Source organism: Peribacillus kribbensis DSM 17871 (assembly GCF_000430765.1).
GTDB classification, from domain to species: domain Bacteria; phylum Bacillota; class Bacilli; order Bacillales; family DSM-1321; genus Paraperibacillus; species Paraperibacillus kribbensis.
Window position 1 is genome coordinate 41,024 of record NZ_AUMQ01000039.1, and the last position, 13,316, is coordinate 54,339.

General features: G+C 44.8%; 13 protein-coding genes and 2 pseudogenes. 4 read left to right on the plus strand and 11 right to left on the minus strand.

Annotated elements, in window-relative coordinates:
• Nucleotides 1–76 precede the first annotated feature (76 nt).
• The 4 genes from H539_RS0108625 to H539_RS28175 all read right to left on the minus strand — a co-directional run bounded on the left by H539_RS0108625 (nt 77) and on the right by H539_RS28175 (nt 2,905).
• On the minus strand, nt 77–550 hold the full coding sequence (locus H539_RS0108625; RefSeq protein ID WP_026693179.1) for a GNAT family N-acetyltransferase: 474 nt from the start codon (nt 548–550) through the stop codon (nt 77–79).
• 129 nt (nt 551–679) lie between these two features.
• The gene (locus H539_RS0108630) at nt 680–1,531 is read right to left on the minus strand and encodes a hypothetical protein (protein ID WP_026693180.1); all 852 of its coding nucleotides are present in this window, start codon (nt 1,529–1,531) and stop codon (nt 680–682) included.
• A 57-nt stretch (nt 1,532–1,588) separates the two neighbouring features.
• Entirely contained in the window at nt 1,589–2,326 is a 738-nt protein-coding gene (locus H539_RS0108635; RefSeq protein WP_026693181.1) for a TasA family protein, read from the minus strand.
• A gap of 33 nt (nt 2,327–2,359) precedes the next feature.
• A complete protein-coding gene (locus tag H539_RS28175) occupies nt 2,360–2,905 on the minus strand; it encodes a signal peptidase I (RefSeq protein ID WP_051348515.1) in 546 nt (181 codons plus the stop codon).
• A 342-nt stretch (nt 2,906–3,247) separates the two neighbouring features.
• On the opposite strand from H539_RS28175, the gene H539_RS0108645 reads away from it, so the two are divergent.
• Nucleotides 3,248–5,626 carry an immune inhibitor A domain-containing protein gene (locus H539_RS0108645; protein ID WP_026693182.1) on the plus strand — a complete coding sequence of 793 codons (2,379 nt, stop codon included), beginning with the start codon at nt 3,248–3,250 and terminating at the stop codon, nt 5,624–5,626.
• A 223-nt stretch (nt 5,627–5,849) separates the two neighbouring features.
• On the opposite strand, the gene H539_RS0108650 is transcribed toward H539_RS0108645, so the two are convergent.
• Together H539_RS0108650 and H539_RS0108655 are read right to left on the minus strand one after the other, a co-directional pair.
• Complete coding sequence (locus H539_RS0108650; protein ID WP_026693183.1) at nt 5,850–7,064, minus strand: ROK family transcriptional regulator; 1,215 nt, start codon at nt 7,062–7,064, stop codon at nt 5,850–5,852.
• Between the two features lie 144 nt (nt 7,065–7,208).
• The gene (locus tag H539_RS0108655; protein WP_026693184.1) at nt 7,209–8,699 is read right to left on the minus strand and encodes a M1 family metallopeptidase; all 1,491 of its coding nucleotides are present in this window, start codon (nt 8,697–8,699) and stop codon (nt 7,209–7,211) included.
• Nucleotides 8,700–9,136: 437 nt separating this feature from the next.
• Between H539_RS0108655 and H539_RS0108665 the strand changes: the two genes are divergently transcribed.
• Nucleotides 9,137–9,271, plus strand: coding sequence for a BA3454 family stress response protein (locus tag H539_RS0108665; RefSeq protein WP_026693186.1), 135 nt, complete (start codon nt 9,137–9,139; stop codon nt 9,269–9,271).
• 167 nt (nt 9,272–9,438) lie between these two features.
• Complete coding sequence (locus tag H539_RS0108670) at nt 9,439–10,068, plus strand: HAD family hydrolase (RefSeq protein ID WP_035322225.1); 630 nt, start codon at nt 9,439–9,441, stop codon at nt 10,066–10,068.
• A gap of 93 nt (nt 10,069–10,161) precedes the next feature.
• On the opposite strand, the gene H539_RS32395 is transcribed toward H539_RS0108670, so the two are convergent.
• The 4 genes and pseudogenes from H539_RS32395 to H539_RS0108690 all read right to left on the minus strand — a co-directional run.
• Nucleotides 10,162–10,320 carry a type II toxin-antitoxin system antitoxin gene (locus H539_RS32395; RefSeq protein WP_169816027.1) on the minus strand — a complete coding sequence of 53 codons (159 nt, stop codon included), beginning with the start codon at nt 10,318–10,320 and terminating at the stop codon, nt 10,162–10,164.
• 13 nt (nt 10,321–10,333) lie between these two features.
• A complete protein-coding gene (locus H539_RS0108680) occupies nt 10,334–11,194 on the minus strand; it encodes an SPFH domain-containing protein (RefSeq protein WP_026693188.1) in 861 nt (286 codons plus the stop codon).
• A gap of 156 nt (nt 11,195–11,350) precedes the next feature.
• Nucleotides 11,351–11,657 (minus strand): annotated as a pseudogene (locus H539_RS0108685) (iron chelate uptake ABC transporter family permease subunit); the annotation flags it as partial.
• A gap of 7 nt (nt 11,658–11,664) precedes the next feature.
• Nucleotides 11,665–11,936, minus strand: a pseudogene (locus H539_RS0108690) (ABC transporter substrate-binding protein); the annotation flags it as partial.
• 128 nt (nt 11,937–12,064) lie between these two features.
• Between H539_RS0108690 and H539_RS0108695 the strand changes: the two are divergent.
• Entirely contained in the window at nt 12,065–12,760 is a 696-nt protein-coding gene (locus tag H539_RS0108695; RefSeq protein ID WP_026693191.1) for a putative periplasmic lipoprotein, read from the plus strand.
• Nucleotides 12,761–12,817: 57 nt separating this feature from the next.
• On the opposite strand, the gene H539_RS0108700 is transcribed toward H539_RS0108695, so the two are convergent.
• Nucleotides 12,818–13,316, minus strand: a 499-nt coding sequence (locus tag H539_RS0108700) for an IS3 family transposase (protein ID WP_026693192.1), incomplete at its 5' end; no start/stop codon positions are given.

Sequence of the window (13,316 nt, forward strand, 5' to 3'; positions counted from 1 at the left end):
AGTTTCTTCTATATATATGAATGCAGAGTATGCAACCTGCTTACTGCATGCCGTATTTCATTTTCCGGATGCTTTATCAATCCCCGAGCCTCATCGTCAAAAAAACACTTCGATCTGTATAGAACTCATTATCCTTCACAAACCCCAGTTTTTCATAAAGATGAATGGCTCTCTGATTAAACTCAGCGACGGTAAGCCGGATGGGGATGTTTTTATACATTTCTTTGAGATGATCGAGGATGAGTGAACAGAAAAGAAAGCCATTTCCTTTGCCTGTCAGACCAGGCTTCATTCCCAATCCCATATCGATGAAGCCTTTCGGATAAACATCATACTGGTTTCCCATTGGAACCTGGGCGTTCGTTCCAATGCAGAAAAATCCGGCCAGTTCCTTTTTGTCACTCAGCAGGGCATAATAGGAGCCATCAAGCATCTCTTCCATAGCTTCGTCTGTCAGCTCATTGTTATAAAAATCGTATGGCTCTTCATATCTCCAATGGAGGATTTCCCTTGCCATTCGGGGAGTCATCTTTTCAATGAACAGCTTCATCTAACCACGCACCCTTCTTCACTGTTTATAGGTAAATTATACAATGAGCAGGGCAGGCAGCAAGCAGAAATTATTTCAGAAAAAGCAAAAAAACCTGAATGTCCAAACCATCAGGTTTTTCCACGATCATTATGGCTGTTTAGAGGGTTCTTCAGGTACGGCTTGTGGCTGCTTCTGTGAGTCAGCTGATTCATCTGTTTGGGCTGCAGCTTGATCTGAAGAATCTTTAGGAGATGTCGTCTCGCTGGCAGGTTCCTTCGCAGGGCTGTCAGGCTTCGGGTCTTCGGCAGGTTTTGGGTCCTTTGTATTCCCATCATTATGATCCGCAGGAGGAATGTCAGACTTAGGCAGCTGGGTGCCTTTTTCCTTTTCTCCATCTTTCTCACCGGAATCTTTATCTTTATCTTTATCTTTATCTTTATCTTTATCTTTATCTTTATCTTTATCTTTATCTTTATCTTGATTTTGATCTTCAGGCTTCGGAGCCTCAATCGTCGCCTTCACTTTTTCTGCATCGACCGGCACCGTATAGGTTTCGTCGACGAAGGAATTGAGGGCAGTGATTCTGTATTTAAACGAATCAAGGCTGCATGCAGAGTTGGCGGCCGATGGGCTGGCGGACAGTGATCCACCGCTTTCCAGACTCTGGGATGAGACAGATTGGAAGCCATCGCCGGAATCCAAATATACCTCTACATCCATGGGAATATCCGATTTGTTATGGATGCTTACTCCCTGGCTGAGGGCGCAATTCTTTCCATATTCAATATCTCCAAGCTGGATATCCAGCAGGTCGGAAGTGGTAGCGTTTTGCAATTCACCTGTGGCGCTTGTTTCCGAGGTGAATAAGGCAAAGGTTCCTTTGGATGAAATGGAGGCTGCACCAGTGTAACAAAGGGATAAGGTCAAAATCCCTGCAAGCCCCATGAATTTGGCTCTTTTTATAGGTTTATGACGGAAATATAGCAGCCTGCGTTTCATATGATCACCTTTCTAAAAGAAGGGACAGCCTTGAAATCGACTGCCCCGCTTTTTTTCTTATTCCTTGTCGAATTTCGCACCGGAGTCTGTCTGCTTGGCTTGAACAGTCAGATTAGCTGTATATTTTACTCCCTGATATTCATTGCCCGCTTTTGCAGCAAGCTTAACATCAAACGCGATATCTATGTACTGGTTATCCTTAAGAGTAAAGAACTTATCGTTGCCGATTTTATATTCCTTTGTTCCAGAATCATCTGTAGCAGCCATAGCCATCATCTGCTGAGCTGGAGCTGCTGCTTCAGGATCTACTTCGCCGACAAACGCTTCTACACCTGCAGGAAGCTTTGGAAGTGGCACTGCTTTTGAGCTTGCAATGGAAGGATTAGTAGCTCCATTGTAGAATCCTTTTTCCCAGGCCATTCTGTAATCTTTAAGGACGTCCCCGCTTGGTTTAGCAGCATATTTAAATGCCAGGTAATAAATTTTATAAGGGGCAGCGGAAACTCCTGCTTTATCAATTGAAGCTTTATATGTTAATTTCAGCACTTGATCCAGGCTTCCAGTGTTGTCCAGAGTAATGAAGTCTCCAGGAACAATCTGTGAAGGTGCGAAGTTTGAGTGGCTGAACAGCGGAGTTGTTACTGCCTTACCGTTATTGACAGATAATGTACCGTTTTGAATCGTTCCGGTTGCACTGCTGCTTGAAGTGAACCAAGAGTATGTACCATACCCAGCGCTTACTGCCAGTGCTCCTGCCAGTGTTGTTGCCATAAGTGCTTTTTTTACATTCTTCATGAATGAATACCTCCAGAATAATAGTTTTATATTTTAATTTCTTGAAACCGGATTAGTCCCGCTTTTGTTGAAAAAGCTAAGGGTCCTCTGATAAACCTCAATAAGGATAAGGAGGAGAAGAGGCAGAATGATAAATAGAAAAAATCCAAAAGGACTTGCTAAAAATTTTGCGATCAATCCTGCTTTTGGAAGGATGAATTTGACCTGTCCGAGCAAGCTCTCCGGCTTGATCACCCAGTCATCCTTCACATTGTTATTGTCTCCTTTAGTGACAAAACCTTCTTTTGTTACCTGATAGACCCTGTGGGTAATAAGTTTTTTGTCCGAGATTCGAAATGTAATAATATCCCCTTTTTTTACGTCTGAGCCTTCCTTTTCCTTTACCAATACCATATCTCCTGCGTTTATTCGTGGCTGCATGCTGTTCGTCAGCACTGTCAGCGGCTTGTATCCGAAATACGTCGGAATTTTATTAGGATTTTTGTTCGCCTGATGGGCAATAAACAACAAAGTTCCAATACAGCCGATGACAACAACTAATAGAACGTATGATATGGCCTTGGATAGTGTCCTGGCCACTCTAGCACCTCCTGTCAGATTTGGAATTATTCTGTTACATTGTCCAATTTACTAGACTTATTCTTTTGAGTCAACGTTATAACGAACGAAAATGTTCGTTAAAAAGTTACAACGTTCCATCTTAATCTCTGTTTTTCTCCAAAAAATTCAGGGCGGAAAATCAGGAAAAAAGAACTACTTCGTGCTCCGAAACACTTAGTTTAAAAGGTTTTATTTAGCACTATTTTTAGATGACAATAGATGAGTTTTTGTCGCATATTGCTGAATAACTCTTCTAGTATTCAGAAAATTTTTGAAATATCATGTGTTTATACCAATAAATTTTCCAAGGGGGGTATATCATTGAACAAATTTTTCAAAGCCGGCTTATCGTCTGTTGTGGTAGCCGGGACCTTATTCACAGGCTTTAACGGCCTGGCGAGTGCCGCCAGCCTGGACGCTGTCCAAAAATCAAAGCCATATGTCTCCTCAGCACAGAGCACGCTGGATCTCGCAATTGTGAATGATGAAAAGATCATTCAGTCTCTGATTAAACAGGGGAAAATCAAGGCAAACTCTTCCGATGCAAAAAAGCAGCAGGCATTAAAGGATTATATTGAGCTGAAGGGAAAAGATCCCGGGGTAAAACAGAAGGATCCTCTTGCTCCAAAGGTGAAAGCTGCACAGGCAGAAAAAATCCAAAAATTCAAGGCTGATACCAGCACAAATAGTGGAACGCTGCAGGGAAGCACTGCGCATCCTGATCCTGTAAAGGAATCCCCATCCCCTGGAATCCAGAAAAAAGGAAAACTGCTGACGATCATGGTCGAATTTTCCGATCTAACGCACAACCAGATCAAACCAGACCAAACAGATAACTATTATACGGACTACAATACAAAACACTATGAAGATATGATTTTCGGAGAAAATGGAGTGAAGGGGCCAAAGGGTGAAAATTTGGTGTCCCAAAAGCAATTTTATGAAGAGCAGTCTGGCGGTACCTATACGGTTGAAGGCCAGGCCTATGGCTGGCTGAAGGTTCCAGGGACTGCAGCATTCTATGGTGCTGACCGGACAGAAGGGCAGGGCGGCGGCCATGATAATGTTACGCCGGGCGGTGCCAAGCAGTTAGTTAAAGATACATATGCTGCTGCACAGGCTGCGGGCATTCCCCTTAAGGATTATGATTTAGAGGATCCGCATGATCTGGACGGCGACGGAAACTTCTGGGAGCCGGACGGACTTGTTGACCACCTTCAGATCATCCATTCAGGAATGGGGCAGGAAGCTGGAGGAGGAGCACAGGGCGACAATGCCATCTGGTCTCACCGCTCAGCCGTTTTCTATGATCCTGACGGACTTGGTGCCGGCGTTCCAGGATTCTATGATTATACGATGATGCCTGAAGATGGAGCATCCGGTGTATTCTCTCATGAATATGGCCACGATCTCGGCCTTCCGGATGAATATGACACGATTTACTCCGGAGCTGGTGAAGCAATTGAATACTGGTCCATCATGGCAGCCGGTTCCTGGGCCGGTAAAATTCCGGGAGCGGAGCCGACGGGATTCTCGCCTTGGGCCAAAGCCTACTTCCAGTCCACGCTTGGAGGGAAATGGACAAAACCTACGCAGGTAAATCTTGGAGATTTAAACAAGAAAGGCAAAACCTTCTTATTGGATCAAGCAAACTCACCTCTTGGGAAGAATAACCAGGCTATTCAAGTGAACCTGCCGCAGAAAAAGACTCCAGTAAATGTACCTGCTGCAGGCAGCTATGAATATTGGGGCGGTCAAAAGGATGAAATGGATAACAATATGGTTACAGATGTCGATCTGACCGGAAAAACATCAGCAGCCCTTACATTTGATGCGTGGTATGATATGGAAGAGAAATGGGATTTTGCTTTTGTCCAGGTGTCTACCGATAATGGCGCTACATGGAAGTCGTTAGGAAATGCCCATACACGCAGCGATGTCGTGGATGAAGGCTATCCGACCATCATCGATTCTATGCCAGGCTTTACAGGCAATTCAAACGGCTGGCAGGCACAGTCCTTTGACCTTTCACAGTACAAAGGGCAAAAGATCAAGCTCCGCCTTCGCTCAGCGACTGACTGGGGTTCTACAAATGTAGGCTTCTTTGCAGACAATATCAAGGTTGTAGCGGACGGACAGACAATCGTTAATGACGGAGCTGAAAATCCGGCTTCAAGCTTCACACTGAATGGATTCAAAAGATTTGATGGAAACAAGCTGACAGACCACTACTATCTATTAGAGTGGAGAAATCACAGCGGAGTTGACAAGGGTCTTGCGCATATCCATCGCGGCAGCTCTTTGATGAGCTATGAAAAAGGGCTTGTGGTCTGGTATGTGGATGACAGCTATACCGATAACTGGACTGGTGTGCATCCTGGTGAAGGCTTCCTTGGAGTTGTCGATGCCCATGATGACACAAATCTTGTGTGGAGCACAGGAGAACAGGCATCCAGCCGCTACCATATCTATGATGCGGCCTTCAATTTCATGCCGGTCTCCGCTCTGAATGTGGTTTATCCAACACAGACTTTGAGCTACCCAGCGCAAAGGGGAATTCCGCTGTTTAACGACAGCAATGACTATAACAATAAGTATCTGCCGGATGCTGGACGCGATATCCCGCATTACGGTTTGAAGGTACTTGTCAGCGACCAGGCGATGGATCAATCCGTTGGCCAAGTCGTCCTATCCAAGTAAGCAATAGGGTAATAGTTTGAATGAAAGAGCCCCGCCGTATGGCAGGGCTCTTCGTGTTCCAAAGGGCAGGCGGGGCTTCAGGATCTCTTTCATATACGGATTCACCATAGGTGCAAAGTAAATAGAGAAGCAAGAGTAAAATCATTACGAAAATGGTTTGTTCTAACGAAAAGAGGCTGCCGTAAAAAGGATCGATTCCTAATACGGCAGCCTTATAGATGTGTCATCCGTCCTGTACGGCAAACATTTCGTCCAAAATAAGGGAAACAGCCCCTAAAACTGTAGCGTCACCGCCAAGCTGGGACAGCTCGATTTCGGTTTCTTTGGCATGATTCGTCAAGGCTCTCTGACGGATGCTTTCCTTCATAGCGTTTAGGAGAAGGCCTCCGGCATTGGCGACTCCTCCTCCGATGATGATTCTTGACGGATTAATGGTATGAATTAAATTGGTGATCCCAATGCCGAGGTATCGGCCAGCCTGGCGGAGGGCAGACCTGCTTAATACATCACCATTTTCGGCCGCCCGGCAGATGGCTTCCCCGTCAATAGCGCTGAGGTTTCCAGAAAATTCTTCTGAAAGGCTGCTTTGGTTCCCCAGGATAATTTTTCGCTTTACGGCTTCTGCAAGGGATGGGCCGGAGGTGAACGATTGCAGGCAGCCATGACTGCCGCAGGTGCATTTTGGCCCTTTCAGGTCGATTGCCATGTGCCCGATTTCTCCGCTGATGAAGGAGGAGCCGCGATGCAGCTTACGGTCTACGATCACACCGGCACCCACGCCCCGGCCGACATTGATGCAGACAAAGGTGTCAAGGCCGGATCCATTACCGAACCAAAGTTCGCCCATAGCCTGGGCGCTCACATCGTTTTCAACTCTTACAGGCATCTGGAATTCCAGCTCTAGCTCTTCCTTCAGCGGGATATCACGAAGTCCCAGATTGGGGGCGAAAAGTGAGATGCCATTTTCCCAATCGACGACCCCATGCATTCCAATTCCTATGCCCATGATGGCTTCGTCCGTGAGATCGGAGGCTTCCTTTAAGTCGTGAACAGAATCTTTAATGAAGAGAATAAGCTGTTCCTTCTCAATATTTTGCGGTATTCTCCTTGTTATTTTTTTAAAGATGGAGCCATTAAGATCAGAGATGACGGCCTTTAATTGAAAGGAGCCAATATCCAGGCCAATGATGAAAAATTGCCTGCTGTTGATCATAAGCATAACCGGTTTCCGGCCGCCGCTCGAGACTCCCTGCTTACTTTCGCAGATAAGGCTGGAATCCAGCAGGCCAGAAACGATATTTCCTACAGCAGGAGGTGAAAGCCTTGTCTGCCGGGCAATTTCTGCCCGCGAGATGGGACCGTTCTGCCGGATAATATGTAGAATGAGAGACCTATTTAAAGATCTCATAGATTGAAAGCTTCCTTTAAGGCCAACCATTTTTGTTCCTCCTAGAAGTTTCTGCACGATATCTAGTATTAATTATAGCGCTTTCATCAGGCAGTTACAAAGAAAATTAAATTAATTAACAAAGATGTGGGGCATACCAAAAAGCAGGCCCATGAGCCTGCCTTCCTTATTATGCTATTCTTGATCCGACACAAACACCCTGTGCTCCCGGAAGAATTCACCGAGGTCCCTGCCGCTTTCCTTTTTCATGATTTCCATGAAGTCTCTGGTTGTCGTGATGCCAAATTTCTTTTCCTTAAAATAAGCTTTCATGGCTGAATAGAACACATCATCTCCGAGCTTCAGCCTAAGGTCATTCAAGGTTCTGGAGCCATAGCCATAAATCATTTGGTAATAGGCACCGACTCCTTCATCTCCATATGACGTGAAAGTGGAAATAGGAGAGGAAAGGTGGAAAGCCGTGTTTGGATTGGGATCGGCTGTCAGCCTGTCCAGCGTATTGTCGTGCAGGGCTGCCGCAAAAGTGGCGAAGGACTCATCCAGCCATGGCTCATCATATTCGTTGTCGCCGATGATGCCATAAAACCACTGATGCCCGATCTCATGGGCGGTAACCGACTGTACCCATCCCTGTGAACGTTTGCCGGCAATACTGATCATGGTGAGCTGAGGATATTCCATTCCGCCAAACCAGCCTTCCATCCCGACAATATCAAGCTCGGGCCAAGGATAGGTGCCGAAATGGCCGCTGAACAAGTCAATGCTTCTTAGGCCGGCCTTCAGCATGGAATCCGCATAAACGGCCTGTTCATCCGTGTAATACACATTGATTTTAACATTATTCACGGTTCCTTTTTTCACCTTATAGCCTGGGTCCATCTCCAAAGCGAAATCCCGGACATCCTGTGCTTTATAGCGGTGGATGGCGAGGTTTCCTGCCTTCTGTGGCTTTCCAATCTCGGTTCCTGTTGCAGCAATCACCTGCTCTTTATCTGTAGTCAATGTCACATCAAAGTCGCCTGTAAGAGAATAGAAGGATTCTCCGTAAGGAAAATAAGGATCCACATTCCAGCCTTCCTTATCATAGACTGAGAGAATCGGGAACCAGTTTCCAAGCGAGGTGGTCCCTTTATACCATCCGAACCGGTCCTGCTGGTTTGGGATTGTCACCTTGAAATCCATGGAAACCGTTGCCGGCTTATTCTTTTTAAGAGAAACAGAAGGAATGTGGAGTGCAGTCTTGTCCACATTGAAAACCGCTTTTTTGCCGTTAACCTTCAACTTGCTGACATCCATGCTGGCACCATTTCCCGTATGAGTATCGGCATTTCCCCACAGATTGAAATAAAGCTCCTTTAAATCCTGTTTAAGATTATTTTGGAAGGCTACCTCCAGATGTCCCGTTACGATATGCTTCGCGCTGTCATAGTAAACATTCATTTTGTATTTGGGGTCAGCTGGTCCAAGCACATCCTGACCAGAGCCCTTTTTACCCAGAGCCTGGAAGGGCGCCGGCTTGGCCAGCTGTCCTGCATTTGCCGGGTCATATCCTGTGTCCTGTGTATAAGGAATCGATTGGGCAGATGCTGCGGATGCACCGAGCATGCCGGCTGACAGGGCAGCGGCTGCCGTGAACTGCAAAGCTCTTTTAGCGGTATTCTTCATTTTCTTATTCCCTCCTTTGATAACCTACTATTTCTGCAGGAAAGGATTTGACTCCTTGCAACAAAAGAATCATTCATTCGACAACTATAAGGAAGAAAGTGGCAAAAATGATGCAGGTCTTTTGTCTGGTTACTCTAGGAACCAAAAAAACAGCTCATAGCCTTCTGCAGACTGATGGTCCATTCTGCGATGAAGCTCGGCAGGCACTTCTCTTTATAAAAGAATTTCTATTTAAATGGAAGATTTATATCTTGAACTCTTTAACGGTATGTACTATAATAAAATAGTAATTAGGTTACTTTTTGTTACCTTATTACTTTTTATTTAGATGCTAGTTAATGCAAACCATACATCGTATAATGCGGAGCAGGTTATTGTCCCTGCTCTTCTTTATGTGTTGAAAAATATAGATTAAGGAACGAATAGGAGGAAAATAAATGTACGAGGTTTTTGTTAGTGTTTCTATTAACGGAAGAATCTATCAGACTAACGTCCTTGCTGAAAAAGGCATGTCAGATAAGATGATTCAGCGAATTGCCAGAGAACAAGTGGCAAAGCAATGGCAAATTTAAGTCTTGCCATGATCATGCCGCCATTTAAGACACTTCATTCAATAAGGCGAATCTGCCAGAAAAACAAGAGGCTTTCTACCCCGGATACATTCCTAAGGAGAAACCTCTTTTTTAATGTACAGGGGAATGTTTGATATACTAAAGTACATGTAAGAATGCAGGAAGGAATGAATGTATGTATGGACAGCATCATCTTTGATTTAGACGGAACTCTGTGGGATTCAAGGGATACGGTATTGATAGCATGGAATGAGATTTTAAAACAGGATCCTGAAGTACATATGGAAGTAACGAAGGAGGACTTCCGGAAAACGATGGGTCTGCAGGTGCCGGAAATCGGGCGGATTCTCTTCCCTGATGTTGCCGAGGAAAAACGGGAGAAATTATTGACGGATTGCTGTGATCTTGAATGTGAATACTTGAAAAAGCAAGGCGGCAGCTTGTATGAAAATGTAGAGGAGGTACTTCAATCCTTGTCTGAAAAATACAAGCTTTTTATCGTCAGCAACTGCCAGGAAGGCTATATAGAGTCGTTTTATGAATATCATAAGCTGGGACGTTTTTTTCAGGATTTTGAAAATCCTGGCAGGACGGGACTGTCAAAGGGAGAGAATATTAGATTGATCATGGAGCGGAACAGGCTGTCTGCACCCGTTTATGTGGGGGATACGGAAGGGGACCAAAAGGCCGCAGCGTCTGCCGGGATCCCATTTGTTTTTGCCGGTTATGGATTCGGCCATGTAAAACAGTATGACTATAAGATTGATTCCATTAACCAATTAAAGGAGCTTTTTTAACTCAAACATATAAGACACTGCAGGAAGGCCATTGGCCATCCAGTTTTTCCATAGAAAACAGCCTGTATACCATGGGTATTCAGGCTGAAGCTTTCATGATTCATTCTTCCATCTTTTCGCTTTTTTGGCTGCATCCTTCAAGATGACTTCAATTTGGGCATTTACACTTCGTAGTTCGTCCTCCGCCCATTTTTCCAGTACCTCGTACAATTTAGGGTCGATGCGAAGCGGGAACGCTTTTCTTTTGCTCATTTACAGCACAACCTTAATAGATGCTTCCTGTGTTGATGATAGGCTGGGTCCCTTTCTCGGAAACGATGGCGACCATCAGATTATTGACCATCTGGGCTTTTTTCTCTTCGTCGAGATCCACGATTTCCTGCTCCGTCAGCTGGTCGATCGCTGCTTTGACAAGTCCGACCGCACCATCCACGATGACTCTTCGTGCGGATAACACAGCCTGTGCCTGCTGCCTTTGGAGCATGGCCGATGCAATTTCCTGCGAGTAGGCAAGATGCATGATGCGCGCTTCAATCACATCCACACCGGCCACATCAAGCCTTCTCTGAAGATCATGCATAAGTACCTCAGCCACTTCATCACTATTCTGGCGAAGCGTCAGGGTATGTTCATCGCTTTCAATGGAATCATAGGCATAGCGGCTCGCTATATGGCGGATGCCTGTTTCGCTTTGAATCTGGATGAATTTTTCATAGTTTTCTACATCATAGAATGCTTTAGCCGAATCGCTTACCTTATAAACCACGACCGCTGCAATTTCAATCGGATTTCCCTCAAGATCGTTTACCTTCAGTCGTTCGCTGTTAAAGTTTGTCACTCTTAAGGAAACGCTGCGCTTGAAGGTGAAAGGAATCGTAGCCCAAAGGCCCTGTTCACGGATGACGCCGATATATGTACCAAAAAACGTTAAAACCTTCGCTTCATTCGGCTGCACCACCGTCAGGCTCGTACCGATGATCAATCCTAAAATCAGGATCAGCACGCCGCCGGCTTTTGCCGGGATGGCAGCTCCATTAATAATCAGCAGAACCCCGAAAAGAATACAAAGAACGGCTATGATCAGCGCGGCAAAGCCATTCATCTTAAAGATGGATTTTTCTTTCATGCTTCATCCTCCTGCGATCAAAATGATATAAAAGTGATATCACATTTATATCATAACCCGATTGAAAATTTAAGTAAATACATTTTCCTGATTCTGCTAAAAAATAGAATTCCCAAGATTTTTCAGGGGAATTCTATTTTTATAGAGTGAGAGATTTTATTTTTTTACTAGCAGATACATAATGTAGGGGGCACCGCTCAATGCGGCCATAATGCCAGCAGGCAATCCATTTGACCCTGCCAGATTACGCCCAAGGGTATCAGCCAAGAGCAGGAGCCATCCGTCGATCAAAATGGCCAAAGGTATAAATAATTGATTGAGGGGTCCCACTAAAGCTTTTGCGAGATGCGGTGCCATTAATCCGATAAAGGAAATCCCGCCAGTAACTGAAACAGCGGATGCAGCAAGGGCTGCCACCGTTAAAAGAAGGGCAATTCTTTCCTTTTATCGAAAGGCCGACCCCGTTTTAACTTTCCTAGGAATGACTTTTTAAAGAAACCCAATTGCTTATCCAGGGTGACAGGATCGCTGAAGGATGCGCCCTGCCGTTCATTTCGAATACATGATAATTCTTTACGGCAGGAATATTTTTGTGCGTTTCCGTCTGCTGGAACGCTGTATCCGAATCGGAATACTTGCTTAGAATCATATTATCACCGGCATACTGGGGGAGGACCTCAGCTGAAATGCTGTAGTAGCCTGGCTTTAATGCGGTTACTTTAACTTTATCAGGCATTTTCATGGTTTCTCCCCATAATGAAGCATTCAAACAGCGTAATCGTGATCTCGTCAGGAAGCTGGTCAATTAACCTTCCATGCAAGTAACGGAATTTCCCGGACATTCGTCTAATGGATAAAGGGGCGGTGTCGATGAAAAAGATGGGAATGATCTTATTGGCAGTATGGCTGCTTACTGGCTGCTCTTCCAATCTGCACACAGGGATATCTATCGACTGGGTAGATTTTATTGTGTGGGATGGAGAAGAGTACGATGGAATGTTCACAGGTGCCCTAGCGGATCCAGCTTATGTTGGCAGGGAATTAGGAAAAGTGAAATTTAAGGTGGCTGAAAAAGTGTACGACCCAGAATACAAGACAAAAAACGGCGATGCCGCTTTCCTGGAAAAAGGAACGAGGCTGTATTCTGTGAAGGGAAGGCCGGACCTGATAGCAGTCCCATCTCAGGACTCTATTAAAGGCTACAAGCTGTATGGTTCTAGTGACACTCCGTACAAATTGAATTTCAAGGATATACCAATTGATAAAGTAAGGAAAATAGAAATCTATAAAACCAGCATGACGGAGAGGGCTGAGCTGCTCTCGACCATGGAAAACCGAAATAAAATGAATCAGCTATACCAGCTGTTAAGCAGCAGCAAAGAAGATTCTTCCTTCCAGCCTGATTCCGCAGAAAAGGATTCTGTACAATACAAGCTGATCTTTTATACAGGGGACCCAGTGGCCATTCAATTCGATCTTGATTTTGATGGGAAAACCTATTATTGGTTTCCTGAAGATATAAGCATTGTTCCTCAGGAGATAGACGGCTTTATTCGGGCGAAATAAGAAAAGACAGCAGATCCTTGAACTGTGCCCCAGTTTACGGACAGTTTAAAAAAGCACCTAAGCTGCTAGTAAATGGCCCCGGTATTGTACCGGGGTCATTTTATTTAACCCCCACTGATAACGGGAATGATTATACTCCTCGATTACACGGTCTACTTCATTCTTTACATCTTCTAAGCAATTCAATGATTTATACTCTGCCCAATCCTTAAAATGGCCAAAGAAACTTTCCATGGATGCATTGTCCCAGCAGTTACCCCTTCGTGACATTGATTGAGTCAGCCCAAGCTTTCTCACCTTGTTTTGGAAGAGGGGATGAGTATAATGGACCCCTTGGTCAGAATGTAAGATAGCTTCTGGATGAAAAGGATGGCCGACAGCCTGTTTTAACTTTTTTAACGTTTTATACACAATGTCCATTTCTAAGGAAGTAGACAGATGATACGCCACAATTTCCCTCGTAGCTCCATCCTTTACGCAAGATAAATATGCCTTTTGGCCCTTTCCGTAATAAAGATAGGTGATGTCTGTAAGCAGGACTTTTCCCGGTACTTCC